Source organism: Hymenobacter yonginensis (assembly GCF_027625995.1).
In the GTDB taxonomy this organism is placed as follows: Bacteria; Bacteroidota; Bacteroidia; order Cytophagales; family Hymenobacteraceae; genus Hymenobacter; species Hymenobacter yonginensis.
In genome coordinates, this window is record NZ_CP115396.1 from 2,284,444 (window position 1) to 2,309,881 (window position 25,438).

A 25,438-nucleotide genomic window follows, 5' to 3' on the forward strand; every position below is an offset into this window, starting at 1 on the left:
CCGTCCTTCCGGAATCAAAGTACTCAATCCCCTATAAATCAGCCGGCATTATTTCTCACGGAGCCCAGCCGCCCACATGGCCCAAACGGCGTCGGCCCCACCTCCAGAGGAAGCGGGGCCGACGTTATCGGGGCAAATTAGCGGCGGCCGGGCCGATTAGCGGCCGGGGAAGCGCTTTACCGGCTCGCGGCGGCCGTAGCCATATTGGTCGTTGCGGCGCTTCTGCTCGTCGCGGGAGTAGCGGCCGTCGCGTTGGCATTTGTCGTTGTCGCGGCGGTTGTCGTAGCCGCGGCGGTCCTGGTACTTCTTGTCTTTGCCTTTCTTGTCGTAGCGTTTATCGTCTCTGTGACCTCTGTCGTGGTCATGGTCGCGGTCAGATTTCCGCTCCCAGCGGTCATCAACACGGGAAGCAAGGGGCGCGGCAGCGGCGGAAGTGGCCAGCAATACAGCGGCGGCTAAGGACAGCAGGAGCGTTTTCATGGGAAGGGAGATTACAGGATGAATACCGTTTGGGCAAGGAAGCCGGGTGCGGGCCACAGCCTGCACCGAAGCGTCTGGCGGGGCATTTGCAAGCATGGTGCCAATGTGGCCGGCCGCGGCCGCGCCCCTGCCCTCGGCTTCCCTCCTTTCCGGCTGCTCTGGTGCACCTCCCAATGCTTCAAAGCGGCCTAAAAGCAGTCAGCAGACATAGAAAAAGCGGAGAAGCTCCGGCCGCCAAGCCTGCTTCTCCGCTTCGCTGTTGGAGGTAGCGAACCTATGCAAGTTTCCGGAACGATGCGCGCCTGACTCCGGCGGGCGCCGCTTGCGCATCGCCCCGAAAACCGTTTTCAGGGTGCCCTACAGCAGCCCCACCCCGGCCCCCGCCAGTTCGGTGCGCACAGCCTCGGGCCAGATGCTCACCTGTACTTCCCCGATATGGCCTTTGCGCAACATGAACATGCACACCCGGCTCTGCCCAATGCCGCCGCCGATGCTCTGCGGCAGCTCGTCCTTGAGCAAACGTGAGTGAAACGACAGCTCCTGCCGGTCTTCGCAGCCGCGCAACGCCAGCTGGCGTACCAGCGCGTGCTTATCCACCCGAATGCCCATCGATGATACCTCGAAGGAGGTTTGCAGAATGGGGTGCCAGAGCAGAATGTCGCCGTTGAGGCCGCGGTAGCCGGCGGCGGTTTCGGTGCTCCAGTCGTCGTAGTCGGGGGCGCGGCCGTCGTGGGCTTCGCCGTGGCTCAGCTCGCCGCCGATGCCCATCAGGAACACCGCGCCATACTGCTTCACTACCTCATGCTCGCGCTCCTTGGGCGTGAGGGTCGGGTACTGGCGCAGCAGGTCTTCGGCGTGCACAAACGTGATTTTAGCGGGCAGCACCGGCGTAATTTCCGGGTAGGCTTCGGCTATGCGGGCCTCGGTGGTACGTAGCGCCTCGTAGATGCGCTCCACGGTGGCCTGCAGAAACTCCGGCGTGCGCTGCTCGGCGCTGATGTGCTTTTCCCAGTCCCACTGGTCTACGTAGATGGAGTGGATGGGCGAGTAGTCCTCGTCGGGGCGCAGGGCGCGCATATCGGTGAGCAGGCCGCGGCCGGCCTCGATGCCGAGCTCCTGCAGGCGCACCCGCTTCCACTTGGCCAGCGAGTGCACCACCACGGCGCGGCGCTCGTCCAGGGCCTTCACAGGGAAGCCCACCGGCCGCTCAATCCCGTTCAGGTCGTCGTTGATGCCGGTGCCATCGAGCACGGCAATCGGCGAGGATACTTTCACCAGGTGCAGCTGCGACGACAATTCCCGGGAGAAGGTGTCTTTCACAAAGCTGATGGCTTCTTCGGTTTTGAGCATTTCGGGGGCAGTCATGATGCGTTTTTTATTTAAGTGACGTGAATGATTTTATTTAAAAAAGGCACGCGTTTTCCAGCCTCCCCATCGGGAGTTTTTAATTTTCAGAAATTAAGCGTGCCGAAAAAAGTACAACACAAGTTCGGCTGGCAAAATCAGGCAACCGGTTCGACAGGCACAAAAAAAAAGCCTTCCGGATGAGGGAAGGCTGCTTAAAAAATCAGTGGTTGATTTTTTATATCTCCAATGGAGCAATAGCCTTCCTGTCTCGAATCGGATTATTATTCGAGTTATTATTAGGAAGATTATTGCAGAAAAGGCGCATGGTCAGGAGCAGTTTTCGTCAGATGTATGCAAGTATAAAAATCAATTTTAGAAACTCCTAAAATAATCAGGTTTAATTTTCTATTTCCGTTGAATTACTTCTTAAAATACTATTGACCTTTCTCCTATTCTATGTATCGGCCTATTCCGTCCCAAGTAGCGCGTCGCGGACGTCGCGCACGGCCCCGGCCACCGAGGCCGGCACGGGTGTGTCGGGCTGCAGCTGCTTGAGCAGGCGCAGGTACTTGGCGCGGCCCTCCGAGAGCATGAAGCGCGGCACCTCGTACACGAACAGGCTGAAGGGCTCCACCTTCTGCACTCCTACCAGCACAAACCGGTCGGCGCGCAGGGCGTCGGCGTAGAAGGCGGCCTGCCGGTCGTAGTCGTAGCCGCTGCACTGGGCCACAAAGTGCTGATGGTCGCGGGCCAGGGTGGTTTTGAAGTCGATGATGGTGTAAGGCTGGCCGGGCTGATCCACGATAAGATCGGCGCGGAGCTTGCAGAGCGTGCCGGTTACGGCTTCGGTGAACACGCAGCTGGGCTCGGCAATGCCGGTTTTCAGCCACTCGCTTACCTGCGGGTTCAACTGCACGCCCTCCACCATCCACCACACCAGCGTGTCGTTGATGCCGGGCAGGCCGGGCTCGTAGAGGTCGGGCTCGAGCAACGCGGTGTGGAAGGCCGTGCCCAAACCCAGCGCGCCGCTGGACGTAGTGGGACGCGGCGGCCGGCCGTTCAGCGCGTCGCGCAGGCGGGACAGGTCGGAGTTGGCAATGGCGGGCAGGGCGCGGTAGTCGTCGTAGGGTACGCGCAGCAAATCGGGGCGCGGGGTGGTAGCAGCAGAATCAATCACGGGAACAGAACAGCTAAGCCAGAGAAAAGGCTCCGCATGGAGGAGTGTGGGAGGAAGCAGTATAGGTATTTTTCTGCTAGGGCGCCCCAAAAGCCAGCCGGCTGGTGGTATCCGCCCCACGGCGCAACGCGGCAAACCTAACTGACAGGCATGTTTTTAGGCAAGAGTTGGCCAGCTTGCCACGCCCACCGGCCACGCGCCGCCACTGCCGGGCTATTCGGCCTTGTTTTCGGCCGACGCGCCGGTTTGGGGAGGCATTTCGTACTCGCCCACGCGGCCATACTGGCGCTCCTCGCGGATACCGGCATCGGGGCCGTAGGGGTGGCCGCCGAATCCGTGGCGCATCATGGCCACGGCTTTGGCCCAAGTGGGGTCCTGGTCGCGGGAAGTGAAAAGCTGCATCACCGACTGCGTGATAACCGGAATGGGCACCTCCATGTGCAGGGCGTCGGCCACCAGCCAGTTTACTTCGCCAGTGTCCTCGATGTAGCTGGGCACCGTGAAGCCGGCTTCCTGGTCGTACATCTTCTGCATCAGCTCCACCAGCCAGGAGCGCACCACCGAGCCGTTGTTCCAGAGCTGCAGGATGGCGCTGATATCGAGCTTTTCGCGGAAGTGTGTGAGCAGGCCCATGCCCTCCCCGATGGCCTGCAGCATGCCAAACTCGATGCCGTTGTGCACCAGCTTCACGTAATGGCCGGTGCCGGCCAGGCCAGTATGCAGGAAGCCGCCCGGCACCGAGGTTTCCACGAAAAATTCTTTGAGCTGGCTCACGGCCGCTTCCTCGCCGCCCACCATGTAGCAGGCGCCGGCGCGGGCACCGCCCGGCCCGCCACTGGTCCCACAGTCGATAAAGTGCAGGCCCTGCTCCTTGAGGCGCGCCGCCCGCCGGATGGAGTCGCCCCAGTAGGAGTTGCCGCCATCCACGATAATGTCGCCGGGCTCGAGGTGAGGCTGCAGCTGCGCAATCAGGGCATCGACGGCGGCCCCGGCCGGCACGTAGAGAAACACCTTGCGCGGGCGCTCCAGCTGCTGCACCAGCTCGGGCAGGCTGCTGACCACGCGTAGGTTGTCGGTTTCCAGATCAGGGCGCGGATGCAGATCCAGACCGATGACGGGGTAACCTTTTTCGGCGGCCTGCCGGGCCAGGCCAGCGCCCATTTTGCCGAGGCCAATGATTCCAAGCTGCGTTTTCATGTGGTTTCAGGAAAAGTGTGGTGGTAGTAAGGAACGGGGGTTGTTAAGCGGCCTAGCCGGCCCGGCGTTCAACGAAGCAGCAAAGCCACTTCGGTAGCCGCAGCAAGCCGGTTTGGCAAAGCATCAGTCCACTTTGCGGGCCAGCACGCGGGCCGGAGCACCGTCGGCGCCGGCTATTTTCAGGGGTAGGCACAGTAGCTCGTAGCGGCCGGGCGTGGCGTGCTGCAGGGCCAGGCCCTCAATGATGTTGATACCGGCGTCGAGCAGCGCGTGGTGGGTATCGGCCGGGCCCACCGATATGTAGTCGACCCCGACACAGACGACGCCCTGGTCGCGGAGCCACTCGGCGGCATCGGCACGGATGCGCACAAAATCGGGGTCGAAAGGTTGGGTGGCCCAGTCGTGGCGGGAGTTGCGGGTTTTGAACAGCACCCGGTCGTGGGGCTGCAGCTGCAGGTGCTCCACAGCCGCCCGCGTGATAAACCGCTCGTCGTCTACCTCCACCAGCAGTGCCGGCCCCATGAGGGTGCTCAGGTCCAGCTGCGTGACGTCGGGGCCATCGGGCAGAAAATGGCGCGGGGCATCCACGTGGGTGCCGGTGTGCACGCTGAGGCTCATTTCCGTGACGTTGGCGGCGGCGCCATCGGCCATGCTCAGGGTTTTGCGGATGCGCACCGGGGCATTGTCGGGCCAGTAGGCCATGCCGTCGGAAATGGTGGTCGTGAAGTCAAGCCACATGATTTTGGGATTTAGGAAAGCACATCATGCTGAAATCTATTCTTCCAGCTGGCGATACTGCAGGAGCTTGGCGATGAGGCCAGTCCAACCGGTTTGGTGGCTGGCGCCGAGGCCGTGGCCGGTGTCGCCGTGGAAGTACTCGTGGAAGAGCAGATAGTCCTGAAAGTGCGGGTCGGTCTGGAGCTGGCGGTCGTCGCCGAAGGCGGGGCGGTGGCCCTGCTCATCGCGCAGAAACAGCTTGGTGAGGCGCTCGGTGAGGGCCTGGGCAATTTCCTGCAGCGTGTGCATGTGGCCGGAGTTAGTCGGGTACTCCACCTTGAAATCGGGCCCATAGTAGTGGTAGAAGCGCTGCAGCGACTCGATAATCAGGAAGTTCATGGGCATCCAGATGGGGCCGCGCCAGTTGCTGTTGCCCCCAAACAGCGACGTGCTGGACTCGCCCGGCTCGTAGGCCACCAGGGCATCCGGGCCATCTTCCACCTGCAGCCGAAACGGGTGCTGGAGGTGATAGCGCGACAGCGCCCGCACGCCATAATCCGACAGGAATTCGGCCTCGTCGAGCATGCGGCGCAGCAGCAGCTTCATGCGGTGGCCGCGCAGCAGCGAGAGCAGGTGCCGCTGGCCTTTGCCGGGCTCCTGCCAGCGGCTCACGAGGGCGGCCAGCTGCGGGCGGTGGTCGAGAAACCAGTTGAGGCGGCGCACAAACTGCGGCGCCCCGCGCAGAGCGTCCTCGTCCAGCACCTCCACCGCAAACAGCGGAATCAGGCCCACCATGGACCGGATGCGCAGGCTGATGCGGCCTTTGTCGGGCGTGTTGAGCACGTCGTAGTAGAACTCGTCCTGTTCGTCCCACATGTCAATTTCGCCCTCCGAGAAGCTGCTCATGGCATGGGCGATGTAGAGGAAGTGCTCGAAGAACTTGCTGGCCATGTCCTGGTACACCGGGTTGGTCTTGGACAGTTCCAATGCAATGCGCATCATGTTGAGCGCAAACATGGCCATCCAGCTGGTGCCGTCGGCCTGCTCGATGTGGCCGCCGGTGGGCAGCGGCGCGCTTCTATCAAACACGCCGATGTTGTCGAGGCCCAGGAAGCCGCCCTCGAATACGTTGCGGTTGTGGCGGTCTTTGCGGTTCACCCACCACGTGAAGTTGAGCAGCAGTCGATGAAACATTCCTTCCAGGAAAGCAGTGTCGGGGTTGCCGCTGTGCTTGAGGCACATTTTGTAGACCCGCCAAGTGGCGTAGGCGTGTACCGGCGGGTTCACGTCTTCCAGCTTCCACTCGTAGGCTGGCAGCTGGCCGCTGGGGTGCATGTACCAGTCTTGGCAGAGCAGCCGCAGCTGGTGCTTGGCAAACTCCACGTCCACCAAGGCCAGCGGGATGCAGTGAAACGCCAAATCCCAGGCCGCATACCACGGATACTCCCACTTGTCGGGCATCGAAATGATGTCGGCGTTGTTGAGGTGGCGCCAGGTACTGTTGCGGCCGTGCCGCCGCTCGGGTGGCGGGGGCGGCATGGCCGGGTCGCCGTCGAGCCACTCGGGCACGTCGTAGTAGTAGAACTGCTTGCTCCAGAGCATGCCAGCCAGGGCCTGGCGCTGCACGTTACGGGCGTCGGCGCTGGCCAGGTCGTGCTGCAGGTCGGCGTAGAACTGGTCGGCTTCGGCTTTACGCTGGCTCATCAGCGCCTCAAACTCCTCGAAGGGCGCCGCGAGGCCGGGCGCAGCCAGCCGCACGCGCACCGTGCGGCTCTCGCCGGGCGGTACGCTGAGGGAGTAGTGAGCGGCGGCCTTAGTGCCTTCCCGGACCGGGTTGATGGCCGTTTTCACGCCCTTGACCACGTACTCATGGATGCCGTCTTTGCAGTACGGGGCGGGGTTGGGGGCCTGGTAGAGGCGGGCGGTGTTGGTTTCGTTGTCGCAGAACAACAGCTCGCAGGGCTGGTCGGCGGGCTGGTCGCAGTAGAGCTCCAGGGCGGGCAGTTTGGCGTGGTCTACGCAGATGCGGCCGGTGTCGGTGGCGGCCAAGCGGGGCGTGTAGTCTTCGTTGCCCCAGCTCCAGGTGTTGCGAAACCAGATCTGCGGCAGCACGTGCAGCGGCGCCTCGTGCGGGCCGCGGTTGTGCACCGTAATCTGCATGAGCAGATCGGCGGGGCCGGCTTTGGCGTAGTCGAGGAAGACGTCGAAGTACCGGTCTTCGCGGAATATGCAGGTATCAGTAAGCTCAAACTCGGGCTTCTGGCGGTTGCGGCGGCCGTTTTCCTTCACCAGCCAGTCGTACGGGAAGGCATGCTGCGGATACTTGTAGAGCATCCGCATGTAGGAGTGGGTGGGCGTGTTGTCGAGATAATAATACAGCTCCTTCACATCCTCGCCATGGTTGCCTTCGGGCCCGCTGAGGCCAAACAATCGCTCTTTCAGGATGGCATCCTGCCCGTTCCAGAGGCCCAGGCCCAGGCACAGCAGCTGCTGGTCGTCGGAGACGCCGCCCAGCGCGTCCTCACCCCAGCGATAGGCCAAGCTGCGGGCCATGTCGTGGGTGGTGTAGTTCCAGGGCTGGGCATCGGCGCTGTAGTCTTCGCGCACAGTGCCCCACTGCCGGTCACTCACGTAGGGCCCGAACTGGTGCCAACGCTGCCGGCCCTCCCGCAGCTCCTGCTGCCGGCGCTGTTCCTCGTTCATTGGGGCGTCGTTTAGTGGTTGATTTACTTTGGGGTGATAGTTGTCAGTTGCTGGTTGTCAGTCGTTAGTACCGCTGGCCCTGAACTGACAATCGCGGCGCTAGAGGCACTGGCCCCGGTCTGCGGCCAGTGGCTCAGCCGTTGTCGGCGAAGCCGGGGTAGAGCGTCATGCCACCATCGGCAAAGAGCGTGATGCCGGTCACATAATCCGACTCATCGGAGGCCAGCCATACGGCCACGTTGCCGATGTCAGCCGGCTCGCCGATGCGGCCGTAGGGAATGAGCGTGAGCAGACTTTTCTCCTCCTGTGGCGTGTCGCGGGCCGAGAGGTTGATGGGCGTGGCAATGGCGCCGGGGCCGATGCTGTTCACCCGGATGCGGTGCGGAGCCAGCTCCTGAGCCATGGTTTTCATCAACTGCATGATGCCGCCCTTGCTGGTGGCGTAGTTGACATGGCCGGCCCACGGAATAACTTCGTGCACTGAGCTCATGCAGATGATTTTGCCAGTGGCTTTGGAAATCTCCGGCTGCGGGCCGCGCCGCACAAACTCGCGGGCGGCCTCGCGGGCGCAGAGAAACTGCCCAGTCAGGTTCACGCCAATAACTTTCTGCCACTGCTCCAGCGTCATATCCAGCAGCGGGGCATCGTCCTGAATGCCGGAGTTGTTGATGAGGATGTGCAGCGTGCCAGCCTGCTCGCGGATCTGGTCGAACATGTGCAGCACGTCTTCTTCCTTGCTCACATCGGCCTGCAGCACCGTAGCCTGGCCGCCGGCCTGCTCTATTTCGCGCACCACTTCGGCCGCGTCGTCGGCGCTGTGCGAGTAGTTGACGAACACCCGGGCACCCTCGGCGGCCAGGGCCCGGGCCACGCCGGCCCCAATGCCGGAACTGCCGCCCGTAACGAGGGCTACTTGGTTTTGAAGGCGCTTGGAAGAAGGAAGTGTAGGCATAGTTGACAGGCAAGGTGTATCCTGTAAGACTACGTTGCGCGGCTGTAGGTTACATGAAGTTTCCGCTACCACGGCCGGCCCCCGCCTGCAGATGGCCCATAATGGCCCAAAAATCCCAGCCTGATTTCCGGTGGATTGGGCCACGCCCCAGGCCCGGCCGGGGTGGGGCTTCGGAAGGCGCGGCTCTGGGGCGGAAAGGCACGGCACGATGCTACCTAGCCCTGCCGCGCCGTCCTGGCAGGTCGAAGCCAAGCTGCCGGCACCGTCTCACACAATCATTATAAACAACTACAATTCAAAATCTTACACCACAAACCATACATACCAGCCTCAGCCCGACAATCCTGTAAATGAAATATAATTTGGAAGTATAAAATTTCCGCTTCTACCTTTGTGCTACCAATTCTTTACCCCCCGAAAGGATTGTTTTTATACAGAGGCGTGGAGAGACAGGCTCGACGAAACGCCGGCAACCAGCGGATCTTCCGAAACGGTGCCAAGTCCTGACCATATAAAAACAACAAGCCGTGAAATCCTTGTTCAACACCGCCGCCGTTTCCGCTACCTTCTGTGCCGTACAGCATGGATGTTGTGGTATGCGAGGCATGGGCTGTTGTCAGGGCTAGGCACGCTCCCGTTTTCCTGGTTTGTGCGCCGCCTATTTCTGAGCTGACGCGCGCGTTTGCGTCGTCGGCCAGGGGAACCGTACACCCGTTTCTGTTTCGCTGAAATCCGCGCTGCGCTGCTGCGTATGCCGTTTTCGCCGAAATCATCTTCCGGCCGGAATGCCGCGCCCTAGGCGGGCCGCTTCCTCCTCCCCTCTTCCTGCTATGCCTGCAGCTGATGCTGCGCCGGCCGTCCACGCCTTGCTGGACCGTCTGCGCCCTCTCTTAGTGGCCGCCTCCGCCCTGGAGCGGCTGCGTCTGGTGGCCGACACCTTTCCCGGTCAGGCCGTTTTTTCCACCTCTTTCGGGCTGGAAGACCAGATTATCAGCCACCTGATCTTCGCCCACGACCTACCCATTGAGGTGTTCACCCTCGATACCGGCCGCAACTTCCAGGAAACTTATTCCACCTGGAACAAGACGCTGATCCGGTACCAGAAGCCCATTGCGGTGTACGCCCCGCAGCGCGAGGCGCTGGAAAACCTGCTCCTGCAGAAAGGCCCGAACTCGTTCTACGAGAGCGTGGACAACCGCAAGGAGTGCTGCCACATCCGCAAGGTGGAGCCTCTGAACCGGGCCCTGGCCGGCCGCGGGGCCTGGGTGACCGGTATCCGGGCCGAACAGTCGCAGAACCGGCAGACGATGGACCCCGTGGAGTGGGACGCGGCGCACCAGCTCGTGAAAATCCACCCGCTGTTCGACTGGACCTGGGAACAGGCGCTGGCCTTCGTGCAGCAGGAGGGCATTCCGGTGAACCCGCTGCACCAGCAGGGCTTCGTGAGCATCGGCTGCGCCCCCTGCACCCGCGCCATCAAGCCCGGCGAGGATTTCCGGGCCGGCCGCTGGTGGTGGGAAGACCTCTCAGCCAAGGAGTGCGGCCTGCACGCCTCCGCGCATCACGACGGGCCGGATCCGGTGGTGGAGCCGGTACCAGCCGGATAGCACGAGGTAGAGACGCAACATTTTGCGTCTCGTCGTCAGAACGGCCGGCACCGCGCCGCCTACCCAACATCAGCACGCGGGAGACGCAAAACATTGCGTCTCTACAGCCTTAAAAGCATTTGAATTCCAGACAACTATGAGTACCTCTTTCGATTACCTCGACCGGCTGGAAGCCGAAGCCATCCACATCCTGCGGGAGGTGGCGGGGCAGTTTGAGCGGCCGGCCCTGCTGTTCTCGGGCGGCAAGGATTCCATTGTGCTCACGCGCCTGGCCGAAAAGGCCTTCCGCCCCGGCCGCTTCCCCTTCCCGCTGGTGCACGTGGATACCGGCCACAACTTCCCCGAGGTGCTGCAGTACCGCGACGAGCTGGCCGCCCGCCTGGGCGAAAAGCTGGTGGTGCGCAAGGTGGAGGACACCATTAAGCGGCAGCGCCTGCGCGAGCCGGGCGGCAAGTACCCCAGCCGCAACCCGCTGCAGACCTACACGCTGCTGGAGGTAATCGAGGAGTTCGAGTTTGACGCCTGCATCGGCGGGGCCCGCCGCGACGAGGAGAAGGCCCGGGCCAAGGAGCGCATCTTCTCGGTGCGCGACGAGTTTGGCCAGTGGGACCCCAAGCGCCAGCGCCCCGAACTCTGGAACATCTACAACGGCCGCATCCAGAAGGGCGAAAACGTGCGCGTGTTCCCCATTTCCAACTGGACGGAACTGGACGTGTGGCGCTACATCCAGCGCGAAAATATTCCGCTGCCCGACATCTACTTCGGCCACGAGCGCACCTGCGTGGTGCTGCCCTCGGGCCAGCTGCTGGGCCTCACCGAGCATTTGCAGCTCGATGACGAAGATGAAATCGTGACCCGGCAGGTGCGCTTCCGCACCGTGGGCGACTCCACCTGCACCGCCGCCGTGGAAAGCGACGCCCGCACCGTGGAAGACATCATCCAGGACCTGCTGCTGGCCAAAGTAAGCGAGCGGGGCGCTACCCGCCTCGACGACAACATCTCCGAAGCCGGCATGGAAGACCGCAAGCGGAACGGATATTTCTAAGTGGGGTGATGAGGTGATGAAGTAATGAGGTGAAAGGAGCCGTCCGGTATCCGGTTCAACCTCATCACTCCATCACCACACACTTTTCACCTCATCACCTCATTACTTCATCACCAATATGGACTTACTTCGATTTATCACCTGCGGGAGCGTGGACGACGGCAAGAGCACCCTGATTGGGCGGCTGCTGTACGACTCCGAATCGGTGTCGCTGGACGTGCTGGCGGCGCTGGAGAAGCGGCAGGCTTCCAACGGCACCGTGGATTTGGCCTTGCTGACCGATGGGCTGCGGGCCGAGCGGGAACAGGGCATCACCATCGACGTGGCTTACAAGTACTTCACCACGCCGCGCCGCAAGTTCATCATTACCGATGCGCCTGGCCACGTGCAGTACACCCGCAACATGGTGACGGGTGCCAGCAACGCCGACTTGGCCATTGTGCTGGTGGATGCCCGCCAGGGCGTGATTGAGCAAACCCGCCGTCACACCCTCATTGCCGCGCTGCTGGGCATCCGGCACTTTGTGCTGGCCGTGAACAAGATGGACCTGGTGAACTACGACGAGGCCGTGTTTGCCCGCATTGCCACCGACTACGCCGAGCTGACCAACCACTTCCACCTGCCCGCCGCCACGGCCATTCCGCTGAGCGCCCTGCAGGGCGACAACGTGGTGAAGCCCAGCCAGCACCTGCCCTGGTACACCGGTCCCAGTCTGCTCCAGCACTTGGAAAGCGTGCCCGGCGCCCAGGAAACTGAGGCCGCGCCCCGCTTCCAGGTGCAGTACGTGATTCGGCCCCAGACGCCCGAGCTGCCTGACTACCGCGGCTACGCCGGCCAGATTCTGAGTGGCCAGTACCGCCGCGGCCAGCGCGTGCGGGTGCTGCCCTCGGGCCTGGAATCAGAAATTGAAGCCATTGAGGTAAACCAGCAGGAAGTGGAAACGGCGGCGGCCCCGCAGGCCGTGGTCATCCGCCTGCGCGACGACGTGGACGTGAGCCGCGGCGACGCCCTGGTGCCCGCCGGCCCCGAGGAGCCCACCCTCACCCGCGAGCTGGAAGCTACCCTATGCTGGATGAGCGAGCAGCCCCTGTGGCCCGGCCGCAAGCTGTTGGTGCAGCACCACTCGGCCCTCTCGAAAGCCGCCGTGTCGGCCATCCTCTACAAGGTGAACGTGCAGACTTTCGCCCGGGTGCACACCGAACAGGCCCAGCTCAACGACATTGTGCGCGTGCGCCTCAAAACCGCCCTGCCCCTGGCCGTGGACCACTACACCGACAACCGCACCACCGGCTCCTTCATCCTGGTCGACGAGCTGACCGGCGACACCCTGGCCGCCGGCCTGGTAGAAGCCGCCAACTCCGAGTACTTCACCGCCCCGGTAGCGCCACCAGTAGCCTTTTCAATTTAGTGCCTAGTGCTTAGCCTGTTCAACGAACAGATACTAACTACTAAGCACTAACAACTAAGCACCAAGCACCAAGCACTAACAACTATGCAAACGCCCCGCCTTACGGTACTGGGTGCCGGCCCCGGCGACCCGGAGCTGCTCACGCTCAAAGGGGCGCGGGTGCTGTCGGAAGCCGATGTGATTCTGTACGACGCGCTGGCTAACCGTGCTTTGCTCGGGCACGCCCGCCCCGAGGCCGTGCTGGTGCCCGTGGGCAAGCGGCGCGGCATGCGCAGCCACTCGCAGGACGACATCAACGCCCTGATTGTGGACTACGCCCGCCACTACGGCCACGTGGTGCGCCTCAAGGGTGGCGACCCGTTTGTGTTCGGGCGCGGCCGGGAGGAAATGCTCTACGCCGGAGCCCACGGCCTGCTCACGGACTATGTGCCCGGCATCAGCAGCGCGGTGGCCGCGGCCGGGGCAGCGGGCATTCCCGTCACGCATCGGGGCTTGAGTGAAGGATTCCGGGTAATTACGGCTACCACCGCCTCCGGCGAGCTGGCCGGCAGCATCCGGGAAGCTGCCCGCGACGCCCGGGGCACCACCGTCATTCTGATGGGCCTGGGCGAGCTGCCGCGCATTGTGCAGGCTTTCTGCGAGCAGGGCCACGCCGATACGCCGGCCGCCATCATCCAGAACGGCACCCTGCCCCACGCCCGGCTGGTAACCGGCCCGGTTGCCGAGCTGCCCGCCCGCGCCGCCGCCGCCGAAATCGGCGCGCCGGCCATCATCATCATCGGCGAAGTAACCCGCCTAGCCACCCCGGAGAAGCTGGCGCTGCTGCCTGAACTGTACGCGGCAGTAGCCTGATCAGAACACCACAAGCAGCACGTCATGCTGAGCGAAGCCGAAGCATCTCTACCGCTGGCTAATCAGATAGCAGCACCGATAACCGCTCCATAGCCCAGGATTTAAACCCTGGGCTACTGAACCGCCACAACGAAGCGGTAGAGATGCTTCGGCAAGCTCAGCATGACTTCTTCTTTCTCTGACGCGCCCAACCCACTGCCCCAACCACCACGTCCTATGTCTCTTCTTTCAGCTTCCCCCACGCTTCCCATTGGCCTCGACGACCAGGCGCTGCAGCAGCTGGCAGCGAGCCTCACCTCCCAGCAGCTGGTGTGGCTGAGCGGCTACTTGTACGGCCGCGCCGGCGCGGCAGCGCCCCCCATTGCGGCCGTGGCCCCGGCTCCGGCGGTGGTGGAAGCAGCCGCGGCTAGTCGGCTCACCATCCTGTTTGGCTCCCAGACCGGCAACAGCAAGAAAGCCGCCGGCCTAGTGGCCGAGGCGGCCCGCCGCCGGGGCCTGCAGCCGCAGGTGCGCGACATGAACGACTACCCCACCAAAGACCTCAAAACCGAGCAGTTGCTATTGGTGGTGGTGAGCACCCAGGGGGAAGGCGACCCACCCATTGCGGCCGAGGAGCTGCACCAGTTCCTGCTCAGCAGCCGCGCACCCAAGCTGCCCGACCTCCAGTACGCCGTGCTGGCCCTGGGCGACAAAAGCTACCTGCAGTTCTGCCAGACCGGCTTCGAGTTCGACCAGCGCCTGGCCGAGCTGGGTGGCCGCCGCCTTGTGGAGCGGCTGGACTGCGACGTGACCTTCGAGGACGAAACCCGCCAGTGGGCCGAGCAGGTGCTCAGCCGCATTGCCGAGCTGCAGCCCGCCCCGGCCCCCGTAACGGCCGGCGCAACCGTGGCCGCGCCGGTGGTGGCGGTAGTGGGTGCGGGCTACGCGCCGGAAGTGGCCCCGCTGCCCGCCGCCGTGGAGTACAACGCCCGCAACCCTTTCGGGGCGGAGCTGCTGGAAAAGATTCAGCTCAACGGCCGGGGCTCTACCAAGGAAACCTACCACCTGGAGTTTTCCTTGGCTGATTCGGGTCTGACCTACGAGCCCTGCGACGCCCTGATGGTGCAGCCCCGCAACCGCCCCACGCTGGTGCAGGAGGTGCTGCAGGCTGCCCGCCTAGCCGAAGCCGCCCCCGTGCGCCTCGAAGCTGAGGAGCTGGACCTGACCACCGTCCTCACCGAGCGGCTGGAGCTGTCGGTTATCACCCGCGACGTGCTGGAGCGCTACGCCGCCGTGGCCCCGCAGTACCCGCGCCTCCGCGAAATTCTGGCTGATACGGCCGGGCTGGGCACTTACCTCTACGGCCGCGACGTGGCCGATTTGCTGACCGAGTTTCCGGTGGAGCTGTCAGGGCAACAGCTGGCGGCGGTGCTGCGGCCGTTGCCGGCCCGGGCCTACTCTATTGCCTCGTCGCTGCTGGCGCACCCCGAGGAAGTGCACCTGACGGTGGGGGCCGTGCGCTACGAAACCCACGGCCGCGCCAAGCACGGGGCCTGCTCCGGCTACCAGGCCGACTACCTCAGCCTCGGCGACACGGCCCGGGTGTGGGTGGACCGCAACGAGTACTTCAAGCTGCCGCCGAACGCCGCCACTGACATTATAATGGTGGGCCCCGGCACCGGGGTAGCGCCCTTCCGGGCCTTTGTGGAAGAACGGGCCGAAACCGGCGCTACCGGCCGCAACTGGCTGGTGTTCGGCAACCCCCACTTCACCACCGACTTCCTGTACCAGACCGAGTGGCAGCAGCACCTCAAGCGCGGCACCCTCGACCGCCTCGACGTGGCCTTTTCCCGCGACCAGGCCCAGAAGCTCTACGTGCAGCACCGCCTGCTGGAACAGAGCCGCCGCGTGTACGAGCAGCTCGAAAACGGGGCCTGCTTCTACGTGTGCGGTGACAAATCCCGCATGGCCCACGACGTGCAGCAGGCCCTGCGCCAGATCATCCAGCAGGAAAGCGGCCACGATGCCGACTACGCCGCCGAGTACCTGCGCCAGCTCAAAAAGTCGCGCCGGTTTTTGGAGGATGTGTACTAAAAACTAGAGCTAAAAAACTAGCTCCCCTCCTTGGAAAGGAGGGGTTGGGGGTGGTTGATCCTCGTCAGGACGATATCTACTTCTAGTTCTTAGCTCTAAAACTCAACCACCCCTAACCCCTCCTTTCCAAGGAGGGGAGCTAGCCCTAAAACCCTTCTTCCGTTCCATGCCTGCCGTTTTTCCAAGACGATGTTGTAGCCGGTAACGGCCGCTGCGCCCCGGGCGCGGGGGCTGCGCCGGCCTGCCGTCTGCCCCGCCCCGGGTTCTTTCTCCCCTTGTAAAAACATACATGAAACATCTTCTTTCCTCTTCCTTACTAGTCCCGGCGCTGGTTGCAGCCAGCGCCACCGGCCTGCACGCCCAAGAGGCCCTGATTTCGGTGAGCGGCACCGTGCGCGAAAAAACTACCGGCGAGCCGCTGCCGGGCGTGAGCGTTATTGTGAAGGGCGGCACCACCGGCACGCTCAGCGACGGTAACGGCCAGTTTGCCCTGAAAGCCAAGCTTCGGTTCCCGTTTACGCTGGTGTTCAACACGCTGGGCTACGAGTCGCGGGAGCTGGAAATTGCCAGCGGCAGCCAGCCCATCAGCGTGCAGCTGGAGTCGAAGGCCGTGTCGATGAACGAGGTGGTGGTGTCAGCGTCGCGGGTGGAGGAAAGCCGGCTGACCTCGCCGGTGGCCATTGAGAAGCTCGACATCCGGGCCATCAAGGAAACACCGGCCCCCAGCTTTTATGACGCGCTGGAAAACGTGAAGGGCGTGCAGATGACCACCAGCTCGCTCACGTTCAAAGTGCCCAACACCCGCGGCTTCAACATCCCCAACAACTTCCGCTTTATGCAGCTGGTGGACGGGGTGGATATGCAGGCGGCCACGTTGGGCGTGCCGCTGGGCAACGCCATCGGGCCCACCGAGCTGGACGTGGCTTCGGTGGAAATTACGCCCGGCGCGGCCTCGGCCCTGTACGGTATGAACGCCATCAACGGCATGGCCAACCTCACCACCAAAAGCCCCTTCAACTACCAGGGCCTGAGCGTGTACCAGAAGGTGGGCGTCAACCACGTGGACGGCAAAGACCGGGACCCGAGCGTGCTGACGGAAACGGCCGTGCGCTGGGCCCAGAGCCTGGGCGCTTCGGGCCGCTGGGCCTATAAGGTGAACGGCAGCTTCCTGCGCGGCACCGACTGGCTGGCCAACACCCAAAACGACCAGAACCCGCAGAACCTGGCCTCGGCCAACCCGCGCTTCCCGGAGCTGAGCGGGGCCAACAACCCCGCCGCCGACCTCTGGAACCGCTACGGCGACGACAACGCCGGCAACGTGAGCATCACCATTCCCTACAACGGCCGCAACGAAACCTTCAACGTGCGCCGCACGGGCTACTACGAGCGGGACCTCACCAACCCCATCGTGCGCAACATCAAGGCCGATGCCAGCCTGCACTACAAGCTCACCGACAAGCTGGAGCTGAGCTACGGCTACCGGTTCGGGCTGATGGACGGCGTGTTTCAGCGCGGCAACAAGATTCAGCTCGACGGCGTGACGGTGCAGAACCACAAGGTGGAGCTGAAGGGTGAGAACTTCACGGCCCGGGCCTATATGCTGGTCGAAAACACCGGCAACTCCTACAACCTCAACCCGCTGGCCCTGAACCTGGACCTGCAGAACGGCTCCAACGCCGCCTGGGGCACGAAGTTCCGAACGGAGCTGCAAAGCCAGCTGAGCGGCGGCACCCCGCTGGCCCAGGCCATGCAGCAGGCCCGCACCGTGGCCGATGCCGGCCGCGCCGTGCCCGGTACACCTGCCTTCGACGCCCTGAAAGCCCAGATTGTGAAAACCAACAACTGGGACAGCGGCGTGAACGTGCCCGGCGCGCCCATCCCGGGCGGGGCCGCCCTCACCCAGCGCAGCCGCACCTACCACACCGACGCCATCTGGCACCTGGGCCCCCGGGTGAAATTTGCCGATGTGCTGCTGGGGGCCGATGCCCGCCTGTATGAGGTGATTCCGGACGGCAACAACTTCGTGGATTTCAGCCGCCCGCTCACCGAGCGCACCCAGCCCGGCGGCCAGAACCAGTACTACAAGAAAATCGGGGGCTTCGGGCAGGCCACCAAGCGCCTGCTGCAGGACCGCCTGAAGCTCACCGCCTCGCTGCGCCTGGACTATAACCCCGAGTTCAACCCCAAGCTGAACCCGCGGGTGGCGGCGGTGTACACGGCCGGCGGCCTGCACAACTTCCGGGCTTCGTACCAGAACGGCTGGCGCTTCCCGTCGCTGTTTGAGGCGCTGTCGTTTGTGAACAACGGCAATGTGCGCCGGGTGGGCGGTCTGGCCCGGGTGAACGAGGGCCTGAACTACCTCGACAATTCCTACACGCTGGCGTCTATTTCGCAGTTCAACGCCGCCGTGAATGCCTACGTGGCCGCCAACGCCGGCACCACCGCCAGCCAGGCCGCCCTGCGCCCCGAAATCCGGGGCGTGCTGCAAGTCGGCAACCTGCCCACCGAGCAGCCCGAGCAAATCAACGCCTACGAAGTAGGCTACCGCAGCGTGCTGCTGGATAACCGCCTCTCCATCGACGCCGACGCATACGTGAACATCTACTCCGGCTTCCTGGGCCAAGTGGAGGTGAGCGTGCCCAAAAACGCCGCCGGCCAGCAGGTGCAGGTGGGTTCCGACGATGCCGTGCTGGCCGCCCTCAACAGCAACCGCGCCGCCCGCCAGGACCGGTACCGGGTGTATACCAATGCCCGCAACAACTACCGCAGCTACGGCTCCACGCTGGGCGTTACCTACAACTTCTACCAGAAGTACACCCTGGGCGGCAACGTGAACTACAACGCCCTGTCGGCCAACAACGCCCCCGACATCTTCGTGACGGGCTTCAACACCCCGCACTGGGTCACCAACGTGAGCTTCGGCAACCGCGAAATTGTGCGCAACGTGGGCTTCAACGTGGTGTGGCGTCACCAGAGCACCTTCTACTGGGAAAGCCCCCTGGCCAACGGCCGCGTGCCCGCCTACCAAACCGTGGATGCCCAGGTGAACGTGCGTGTGCCCGCCCTCAAAACCACCATCAAGGCCGGCGGGGCCAACCTCTTCAACAACCGCTACTACCAGTACGCCGCCGGCCCCACCATCGGGGGCCTGTACTACGTGGCGTTGACTTTTGACAACACCGTGCTACGGTAAGTGTGATGAAACGGCTCCTTCTCTTTTGTGGCTTGCTGCTTCTGACCCGGCCTTTGCTGGCGCAGAAACAGTACGTGCGCGAGCAGCAGACGTGGCTGGGCATATTTAACCAAACCAGGTTTTCGCAACACTGGGGCAGCTGGACCGACCTGCACCTGCGCCTGCACGACCATTTCGTGCAGGCCAGCTACCAGACGGTGGCCCGCGTGGGCCTGACGTACTACCTCACCGATGACGTGCGCCTGACCGGGGGCTATGCCTACGTGCACCATTACCCCGACGGGGCCCGCACCGTGGGCCAGCCCGAGCACCGCCCCTGGCAGCAGGTGCAGTGGTTCACGAAGTTTCCGAAGGCCCGCCTGATGCAGTGGGTACGGCTGGAAGAACGATTCCGGCGCACTATTCGGCAGAATGAACGCACCGATGACTTTGATTTCAACTACCGCACCCGCTACAACGCGGCGCTGTTTCTGCCGCTTACCAAGCGGGGTTTTGAGCCCGGCGGCTGGCAGTTTCTGCTCAACAACGAGGTGATGATGAATTTCGGCAAGGAAATTCGGCTGAACTACTTCGACCAGAACCGGCTGTTTGCCGGCGTGGTGTACCCGCTCAACAAGCACGCACAAGTGCAGGCCGGCTACATGCATCTATTTCAGCAGCTGCCGGCCGGTAGCACCTACCGCAACCAGCACACCATCCGGGTTTTCTACTTCCACAACTTCGATTTACGCCCTGCGGCTCCGGCTGCTCCGGCACCCTCCCCAGCTCCCTGATTCTCATGGCTGATACCCCCAAACTTTCCGAAGTCGAGCACGTCAAGGCAGCCAGCAACTACCTGCGCGGCACCCTGGCCGAAAGCCTCGTGAACCCGCTCACCGGCGCCCTCTACCCCGACGACACTCACCTGATCAAGTTCCACGGCTCCTACCAGCAAACCGACCGGGACCTGGACTCGGAGCGCAAGCGTCAGAAGCTGGAGCCGCTGTATTCGCTCATGATTCGGGTGCGGGTGCCGGGCGGCATTGCCTCGCCCGCGCAGTGGCTGCGCATGGATGAGCTGGCCGATGAGTACGGCAACCACACGCTCAAACTCACCACCCGCCAGGCCTTCCAACTGCACGGCGTACTCAAGAGCGACCTGAAAAAGACCATCCAGGGCTTCAACGAGGCCCTGCTCGACAGCATTGCGGGCTGCGGCGACGTGAACCGCAACGTGATGTGCAACCCCAATCCGCACGAGAGCCCCCTGCACGCGGCCGTGTACGAGGTGTCGAAGCAGATCAGCGCCCATCTTACGCCCCGCACCTCGGCCTACTGGGATTTGTGGCTGAATGGGGAACCGCAGTTCACCAGCGCGCCCAACGAGGGCGAGCAGCAGGACGCCGAGCCCATTTACGGCAAAACCTACCTGCCCCGCAAGTTCAAGATTGCCCTGGCCATTCCGCCCTACAACGACACCGACATCTTCGCCAACGACCTGGGCCTGATTGCCATTGAGGAGCAAGGCCAGCTGGTAGGCTTCAACGTGGCCGTGGGCGGCGGCATGGGCATGACGTTCGGCATGCCCGACACCTACCCCCGCCTGGCCGACATCATCGGCTTCGTGCCTGCCGACAAGGTGGTGGACACCTGCGAGAAAATCGTGACGATTCAGCGCGACTGGGGCAACCGGGAAAACCGCAAGTTCTCCCGCCTCAAGTACACCGTGGACCGCGTGGGCCTCGACGTGTTCAAACAGGAGCTGGACCAGCGTCTGGGCTTCCCGGTGGAGCCCGCCCGCCCCTACCAGTTCCGCAGCTCCGGCGACGCCTACGGCTGGTCCATCCAGGCCGATGGCCGGGCCCACCTCACGCTGTTCGTGGAAGGCGGCCGCATCCTCGACCGGGACGGCTACGCGCTCAAAACCGCTTTGCGCGAAATTGCCGCCTTCCACACCGGCGACTTCCGCCTCACTGGCAACCAGAACCTGATCATCGCCAACATTGCCCCTGAGCACCGGCTAAGCGTGCAGGCGGTGCTGCAGCAGCACGGCGTAGCCATCGAGGCCGGCAAGGAATACACGGCCCTGCGGCGCGGGGCGCTGGCCTGCGTGGCCCTGCCCACCTGCACGCTGGCCTTCGCGGAGGCCGAGCGGTATCTTCCGGAATTATTGGATAGATTGGACCGGGTAATTCGCCAACAGGGTCTGGCTCAGGACGATATTCTGCTGCGGATGACGGGCTGCCCCAACGGCTGCGCCCGCCCCTACCTCGGCGAAATCGGGCTGGTTGGCCGGGCCGTGGGCCGCTACAACCTGTACCTCGGTGCCGCTTTCAACGGGGAGCGGATGAACAAGCTCTACAAGGAAATGCTGGACGAAGACGGCATCGTGCAGGAGCTCACGCCCCTGCTCGCCGACTACGCCCAGAACCGCCAGCCCCAGGAGCGGTTTGGTGATTTCGTCATCCGCCAGGGCTACGTGCAGCCCACCGAAAGCGGCCTGACGTTTCACGAGTAACCGATAGAACGAACAACATTAGCACGTCATTCCGAGCAGCGCGAGGAATCTCGCGTGCTGACGTTGTAGCAACCAATCCTAACAACAGGATTACCATTGCACGCGAGATTCCTCGGCTGCGCTCGGAATGACGTTCTGTTAGTGCTGTTCTGCCTTCCTTTCCATCCGACCCCAACCATCACCAACCACCATGTCCCTTTCCTCCAACAACGCCCTGCCCCAGCCCGAGCCGCCGCCCGCGGTGCCCGATGGCAACCGGCTGTTTCCGGTGTTTCTGAAGCTGGAACAGCTGCACGTGCTGCTGGTGGGCGGCGGGGCCGTGGGCTTCGAGAAGCTCTCGGCCATGCTGGCCAATAGCCCCAACGCGGCCATTACAGTGGTGGCTACCTGGTTCGGGCCCGAGCTGCGGGTGCTGGCCGGCCAGCACCCCGCCGTGCAGCTGCGCGAGCAGCCTTACGACCCCACTCATTTGGTGGGCCACGACCTGGTGATTGTGGCTACCAACGATAAGGCGCTCAACCTGCAGATCAAGGCCGACGCCACGCGCCAGCGCCTGCTCTGCAACGTGGCCGATACGCCCGCCGCCTGCGACTTTTACCTGGGCTCCATCGTGCAGAAAGGCGACCTGAAAATTGCCATCAGCACCAACGGCAAGTCGCCCACCATTGCCAAGCGCCTGCGCGAAATGCTCACCCACACCCTCCCCGACGAGCTGCACGACGTGCTCCAGCGCATGTCGCAGATCCGGGAGAAGGTGGGCGGCGACTTTGCCCACAAAGTAAAATCCCTGAACGCCGTGACGGCCGAGCTGACCGGCGGGCCGGCCTACGAGTCGCCGGCCGCAGCGCGGTGGCGCAAGATTGCCACCGGGGCGCTGCTGGCCTTTGCGGCCATGCTGGTGTTCAATATTCTGAGCTACTACTTCACCTGGCAGCAGGTGTGGGGCGCAGCCACCCACGCCGAAACGTTCTGGCTGTTCGTGGCCATCGGCTTCGGCGCGCAGCTCATTGACGGGCTGCTGGGCATGGGCTACGGCGTGGTCACGGCCATCAGTTTGATGAGCCTGAACATTGCCCCGGCCGCCGTGAGTGCCAGCATCCATACCGCCGAGATGTTTGCCAGCGGAGCCTCGGGTTACCACCACTACCGCTTCGGCAACGTGAACAAGCGCCTGTTTAAAGTGCTGCTGATTCCGGGCGTGCTGGGCGCTATTACGGGCGCGTACCTGCTGTCCACCTTCGGCGAGAAATACGGCAGCTACGTGAAGCCGTTCCTGGCCGCGTACCTGCTGCTGCTCGGCATCCGCATCATCAGCAAGGCCTTCGTGAAGCCCGGGCCCCGCAAGAAGCACAAGAAACTGGGGCTGCTGGCCGCGGCCGGCGGCTTCCTCGATTCGTTTGGCGGGGGCGGCTGGGGGCCGCTGGTCACCAGCACGCTCATTGCCGGGGGCCGCACGCCGCAGTACGTGATTGGCTCGGTGAGCGTCACGGAGTTTTTTGTCACGTTTGCCAGCGCCGTTACGTTCTTCGCCACGCTGGGCATCTCGCACTGGCAGATTATCCTGGGCCTCATCATCGGGGGCGTGGCCGCCGCGCCGCTGGCCGCCCGCCTGGCCGGCCGCCTGCCCGTGCGCTGGATGTTCGTGGGCGTGGGCCTGATGGTGATTGTGTGGAGCCTGTGGGCGTTGCGCAAGGTGTTCATGTAACACACGCTTTAGCTTGTGCCGCTTGAATAAACGGCCCCGCTGACACCTGTTCAGCGGGGCCGTTTCGCATGGAAACCGACCCGCTGCAAACTATTAAAAAACACTAACAACCAATATCCTTTATATCATGTATAAATTATTGATTATCAGAATATTAACCATAAAAAATACTACGGCGCAAAGCCTGAAAGAAGTCAATTCTGGACATGGGACAGGAGATATTCACTGCTACTTTTAGCGTACCAACCATCCTACTCCTATGCTATCCTCCCTACGTCTGACTTACTGGCTTTCCTGCTGTATCCTCCTGACAGCTTCAGCATGTAAAAAAGATTCTGAATCAGGTCCTGGGCTGTGCATCGTTAATAAAGTCCCTTATTACCATTTCACGGAAGATGACCAACCGTGGCTGACGATGCGGCAAGGAGATACTTGGCAGTTTGAGAATGTGCGCGGCTACAGACGAACTTATCAGATCAGCCAGGTAATCGACTACCTCCAGGCAGAAAAAAAGGAAGTTCAGCCTCCTGGCCCAAACTTTTCTTCCCCTAAGCTGCTGAATTACTTCGACCAAAAGACGGTACGCCTGACCCGTACTGATAGTATGCGTGGTGGTGGAGAATTTCGTTTCTATCGGGGTGCGTCCCAGTTAACCAGCCGTAGTTCCGATGGCTACGACAAAAACAAGAGTAGCTTATATGCGAAAGGAGAATGGTCGGATTTTGTTGGTAACACCGATCTTATCAGCGACTACTATTCCTGCAGGGGCCTGAAATTTCCGCGTGAGTCTGCCTTGAAAGGGCCGTTCGAGCAACTCACCATTCGGGGTCGGCAGTACACTGACGTTATAGTCTTTACTGGGACTTCTCGTGGCTCTACTTGCGCATCTACCTCAGCCTCTTTTATACAGGAGCTGTATTATGACCGGCGGGCAGGCATCGTGCGAATGGTGAGCCTTGGTGGTGAAGTGTGGGACCGGCTTCCGTAGACCGAAACAGCGCGGCGCTACCGTGCTATTTCGGCACAAACCGGATAATGAAGTTCTTCAGCGGGTTCTTCTTGATGAGCATGACCAGCTCGCCATTCGCGTACTGATACTCGTCTTCGCGGCCGTCGCGCTCCGCCTTATACTTGCCGCTGGCCGTGCGCTGCACCGCGAAAAAGTCGCCGAAGTACTCTGCGAAGGCGCGCGTCTGCCCTTGCGGCTCTCCGAAAAACATATCCGTGACGGTGTAGCGGATCGGCTGCTTTTCGGTGGCGCGGTAGTGGTGCTTGTACTGGTCGGCCACGATGTCGTAATGGTCGCCCTTCCACTCGGTGCGCGAGGCAAAGTCGCCCTGGTTGGTGTGGGCTTCCACCGTGGAAAGCAGCAACTGGCCGTTGCGCACCCGGTTCACCACCTGGTAGTAGATCTTCAGGTTATAGACCAGAAAATTCACCTTCACGTCGCTCGTGAGCGTGAATACGGCGTCGGTAGTGGCGGTTTGCGGGGCGCGGGTGGCCGTCATGGTGCCTACGCGTACGCCGGCCACCTCAATAGCGTAGCGCCGTGTTTCCGGCGGCGCGGGTCGCGCCGCCGGAGTTTGCGCCCGGGCAGCTCCAGCCAGACTGAACAACGCACCTAGCAGGCTCAGTTGAAAACCACGCCCACTCATGCGGCACGGCCAGTTAACCGGTGGCATGCCGGCCTACTGCTCATTCAGGTTCCAGTTGTAGTCCAGGAAGTCGATTTTGGCGTTGGCGTCGAGCTTGGTGGTGGAGTATTTGTTCACCCACTTTACCACCGACTGCCCGTTCTCGCTCCAGTCACCTTTGTACCAGTCGAAGTACTTGGAAAGCTGGGCGCTGCTCTTGCTGATCTTGTTTTTGGCGGGGTTGTTCACAAAGTCCCGGCCCTGGTCGTCAAGCTGGCTGTCAAGCTTGGCGGCGGTGTAGGCCTCGTTGCGCAAACTGGGGCACGAGACGGAGGCACACACCAGCGCAAAGTGAATGCGCGGGTCGTTGTATTTCTTGCGCAGCGTGCCGTGCTCGATTTCGTCGAGGCTCATCTTCTTGCCGCCAATGCTGAAGAACTTGGCCGCCCAGGGCGTCGTCACGAACGGAATCTTGATTTTCGAGCCGATGTCCTTGATGCTCTGCACCGGATAGTGGTCCAGGATCAGGCGGATGGTGTAGGCGTTGTAGGCGTTGATCCAGTAGGCCATCTGCTCCTGCTTGCTCCACGAAGCAGCCGGGGCATTCTTACTCAGCAGCGCCAGGTACTGGTTGAACTCCTTTTCGTCGGCTTTGAAGCCCTTGTAGTTCACCTGGCCTTTGCCGTTGACGTGCTTTTTGAGCAGCTTATCGAAGGCCGCATGGCCGGGGGCGGTGGCAGCTGGTGCCACGGCGGTAGCGGCCAGGGTAGGCAGCGGTGCGGTGGTGGCAGTGCCGAGGGCCATGCTGAATGCCAGCAAGGTGCGGGCGGGTAAGAGAGGAAGTTTCATGA

Annotated in this window: 19 protein-coding genes and 1 riboswitch; of the genes, 10 read left to right on the forward strand and 9 right to left on the reverse strand. The window is 62.7% G+C overall.

Annotation, left to right across the window (positions count from 1 at the left end; genetic code table 11):
* Window positions 1-156 precede the first annotated feature (156 nt).
* From O9Z63_RS09930 to O9Z63_RS09960, 7 genes are all read right to left on the reverse strand, one after another.
* Window positions 157-480: a hypothetical protein gene (locus O9Z63_RS09930; RefSeq protein WP_270129179.1), complete on the reverse strand. Its 324-nt coding sequence runs from the start codon at window positions 478-480 to the stop codon at window positions 157-159.
* A 357-nt stretch (window positions 481-837) separates the two neighbouring features.
* Window positions 838-1,845, reverse strand: a complete 1,008-nt coding sequence (gene asnA / locus O9Z63_RS09935; protein ID WP_270129180.1) for an aspartate--ammonia ligase — start codon at window positions 1,843-1,845, stop codon at window positions 838-840.
* Between the two features lie 448 nt (window positions 1,846-2,293).
* Window positions 2,294-3,004, reverse strand: coding sequence for a PD-(D/E)XK nuclease-like domain-containing protein (locus O9Z63_RS09940; protein WP_052381605.1), 711 nt, complete (start codon window positions 3,002-3,004; stop codon window positions 2,294-2,296).
* Between the two features lie 213 nt (window positions 3,005-3,217).
* Window positions 3,218-4,201: an NADP-dependent phosphogluconate dehydrogenase gene (locus O9Z63_RS09945; RefSeq protein ID WP_270129182.1), complete on the reverse strand. Its 984-nt coding sequence runs from the start codon at window positions 4,199-4,201 to the stop codon at window positions 3,218-3,220.
* Window positions 4,202-4,324: 123 nt separating this feature from the next.
* Window positions 4,325-4,939: a cyclase family protein gene (locus tag O9Z63_RS09950; RefSeq protein WP_270129183.1), complete on the reverse strand. Its 615-nt coding sequence runs from the start codon at window positions 4,937-4,939 to the stop codon at window positions 4,325-4,327.
* 36 nt (window positions 4,940-4,975) lie between these two features.
* The gene (locus tag O9Z63_RS09955; protein ID WP_270129184.1) at window positions 4,976-7,621 is read right to left on the reverse strand and encodes an MGH1-like glycoside hydrolase domain-containing protein; all 2,646 of its coding nucleotides are present in this window, start codon (window positions 7,619-7,621) and stop codon (window positions 4,976-4,978) included.
* Between the two features lie 133 nt (window positions 7,622-7,754).
* Window positions 7,755-8,573: an SDR family oxidoreductase gene (locus tag O9Z63_RS09960; protein ID WP_270129185.1), complete on the reverse strand. Its 819-nt coding sequence runs from the start codon at window positions 8,571-8,573 to the stop codon at window positions 7,755-7,757.
* A gap of 426 nt (window positions 8,574-8,999) precedes the next feature.
* A riboswitch (SAM riboswitch) is annotated at window positions 9,000-9,091 on the forward strand.
* A gap of 312 nt (window positions 9,092-9,403) precedes the next feature.
* On the opposite strand from O9Z63_RS09960, the gene O9Z63_RS09965 reads away from it, so the two are divergent.
* The 10 genes from O9Z63_RS09965 to O9Z63_RS10015 all read left to right on the forward strand — a co-directional run bounded on the left by O9Z63_RS09965 (window position 9,404) and on the right by O9Z63_RS10015 (window position 23,941).
* Complete coding sequence (locus O9Z63_RS09965) at window positions 9,404-10,180, forward strand: phosphoadenylyl-sulfate reductase (RefSeq protein WP_270129187.1); 777 nt, start codon at window positions 9,404-9,406, stop codon at window positions 10,178-10,180.
* 136 nt (window positions 10,181-10,316) lie between these two features.
* Window positions 10,317-11,225, forward strand: a complete 909-nt coding sequence (cysD, locus tag O9Z63_RS09970; protein ID WP_270129188.1) for a sulfate adenylyltransferase subunit CysD — start codon at window positions 10,317-10,319, stop codon at window positions 11,223-11,225.
* A gap of 118 nt (window positions 11,226-11,343) precedes the next feature.
* Entirely contained in the window at window positions 11,344-12,633 is a 1,290-nt protein-coding gene (locus tag O9Z63_RS09975) for a sulfate adenylyltransferase subunit 1 (protein ID WP_270129189.1), read from the forward strand.
* An 84-nt stretch (window positions 12,634-12,717) separates the two neighbouring features.
* Entirely contained in the window at window positions 12,718-13,485 is a 768-nt protein-coding gene (gene cobA, locus O9Z63_RS09980; RefSeq protein ID WP_270129191.1) for a uroporphyrinogen-III C-methyltransferase, read from the forward strand.
* Between the two features lie 216 nt (window positions 13,486-13,701).
* The gene (locus O9Z63_RS09985; RefSeq protein ID WP_270129192.1) at window positions 13,702-15,558 is read left to right on the forward strand and encodes an assimilatory sulfite reductase (NADPH) flavoprotein subunit; all 1,857 of its coding nucleotides are present in this window, start codon (window positions 13,702-13,704) and stop codon (window positions 15,556-15,558) included.
* Between the two features lie 289 nt (window positions 15,559-15,847).
* Window positions 15,848-18,751 carry a TonB-dependent receptor gene (locus O9Z63_RS09990; RefSeq protein WP_270129193.1) on the forward strand — a complete coding sequence of 968 codons (2,904 nt, stop codon included), beginning with the start codon at window positions 15,848-15,850 and terminating at the stop codon, window positions 18,749-18,751.
* 32 nt (window positions 18,752-18,783) lie between these two features.
* Window positions 18,784-19,524: a DUF2490 domain-containing protein gene (locus O9Z63_RS09995; RefSeq protein ID WP_270129194.1), complete on the forward strand. Its 741-nt coding sequence runs from the start codon at window positions 18,784-18,786 to the stop codon at window positions 19,522-19,524.
* Window positions 19,525-19,529: 5 nt separating this feature from the next.
* Window positions 19,530-21,248, forward strand: coding sequence for an NADPH-dependent assimilatory sulfite reductase hemoprotein subunit (locus O9Z63_RS10000; RefSeq protein ID WP_270129195.1), 1,719 nt, complete (start codon window positions 19,530-19,532; stop codon window positions 21,246-21,248).
* A gap of 190 nt (window positions 21,249-21,438) precedes the next feature.
* Window positions 21,439-22,953, forward strand: a complete 1,515-nt coding sequence (locus O9Z63_RS21115) for a TSUP family transporter (protein WP_333490341.1) — start codon at window positions 21,439-21,441, stop codon at window positions 22,951-22,953.
* Between the two features lie 259 nt (window positions 22,954-23,212).
* Window positions 23,213-23,941: a hypothetical protein gene (locus O9Z63_RS10015; RefSeq protein ID WP_270129196.1), complete on the forward strand. Its 729-nt coding sequence runs from the start codon at window positions 23,213-23,215 to the stop codon at window positions 23,939-23,941.
* 25 nt (window positions 23,942-23,966) lie between these two features.
* Here the strand turns inward: O9Z63_RS10015 and O9Z63_RS10020 are convergent, their stop codons facing one another.
* Together O9Z63_RS10020 and O9Z63_RS10025 are read right to left on the reverse strand one after the other, a co-directional pair.
* The gene (locus O9Z63_RS10020; protein ID WP_270129197.1) at window positions 23,967-24,608 is read right to left on the reverse strand and encodes a DUF6134 family protein; all 642 of its coding nucleotides are present in this window, start codon (window positions 24,606-24,608) and stop codon (window positions 23,967-23,969) included.
* 33 nt (window positions 24,609-24,641) lie between these two features.
* Window positions 24,642-25,436: a DUF547 domain-containing protein gene (locus tag O9Z63_RS10025; protein ID WP_270129198.1), complete on the reverse strand. Its 795-nt coding sequence runs from the start codon at window positions 25,434-25,436 to the stop codon at window positions 24,642-24,644.
* Between the last annotated feature and the right edge of the window lie 2 nt (window positions 25,437-25,438).

Coding starts and splice junctions, on each gene's coding strand:
- O9Z63_RS09930 (WP_270129179.1), bottom strand. CDS start 480: ATGAAAACGCTCCTGCTGTCCTTAGCCGCCGCTGTATTGCTGGCCACT.
- asnA (WP_270129180.1), bottom strand. CDS start 1,845: ATGACTGCCCCCGAAATGCTCAAAACCGAAGAAGCCATCAGCTTTGTG.
- O9Z63_RS09945 (WP_270129182.1), bottom strand. CDS start 4,201: ATGAAAACGCAGCTTGGAATCATTGGCCTCGGCAAAATGGGCGCTGGC.
- O9Z63_RS09950 (WP_270129183.1), bottom strand. CDS start 4,939: ATGTGGCTTGACTTCACGACCACCATTTCCGACGGCATGGCCTACTGG.
- O9Z63_RS09955 (WP_270129184.1), bottom strand. CDS start 7,621: ATGAACGAGGAACAGCGCCGGCAGCAGGAGCTGCGGGAGGGCCGGCAG.
- O9Z63_RS09960 (WP_270129185.1), bottom strand. CDS start 8,573: ATGCCTACACTTCCTTCTTCCAAGCGCCTTCAAAACCAAGTAGCCCTC.
- O9Z63_RS09965 (WP_270129187.1), top strand. CDS start 9,404: ATGCCTGCAGCTGATGCTGCGCCGGCCGTCCACGCCTTGCTGGACCGT.
- cysD (WP_270129188.1), top strand. CDS start 10,317: ATGAGTACCTCTTTCGATTACCTCGACCGGCTGGAAGCCGAAGCCATC.
- O9Z63_RS09975 (WP_270129189.1), top strand. CDS start 11,344: ATGGACTTACTTCGATTTATCACCTGCGGGAGCGTGGACGACGGCAAG.
- cobA (WP_270129191.1), top strand. CDS start 12,718: ATGCAAACGCCCCGCCTTACGGTACTGGGTGCCGGCCCCGGCGACCCG.
- O9Z63_RS09985 (WP_270129192.1), top strand. CDS start 13,702: ATGTCTCTTCTTTCAGCTTCCCCCACGCTTCCCATTGGCCTCGACGAC.
- O9Z63_RS09990 (WP_270129193.1), top strand. CDS start 15,848: ATGAAACATCTTCTTTCCTCTTCCTTACTAGTCCCGGCGCTGGTTGCA.
- O9Z63_RS10000 (WP_270129195.1), top strand. CDS start 19,530: ATGGCTGATACCCCCAAACTTTCCGAAGTCGAGCACGTCAAGGCAGCC.
- O9Z63_RS21115 (WP_333490341.1), top strand. CDS start 21,439: ATGTCCCTTTCCTCCAACAACGCCCTGCCCCAGCCCGAGCCGCCGCCC.
- O9Z63_RS10015 (WP_270129196.1), top strand. CDS start 23,213: ATGCTATCCTCCCTACGTCTGACTTACTGGCTTTCCTGCTGTATCCTC.
- O9Z63_RS10020 (WP_270129197.1), bottom strand. CDS start 24,608: ATGAGTGGGCGTGGTTTTCAACTGAGCCTGCTAGGTGCGTTGTTCAGT.
- O9Z63_RS10025 (WP_270129198.1), bottom strand. CDS start 25,436: ATGAAACTTCCTCTCTTACCCGCCCGCACCTTGCTGGCATTCAGCATG.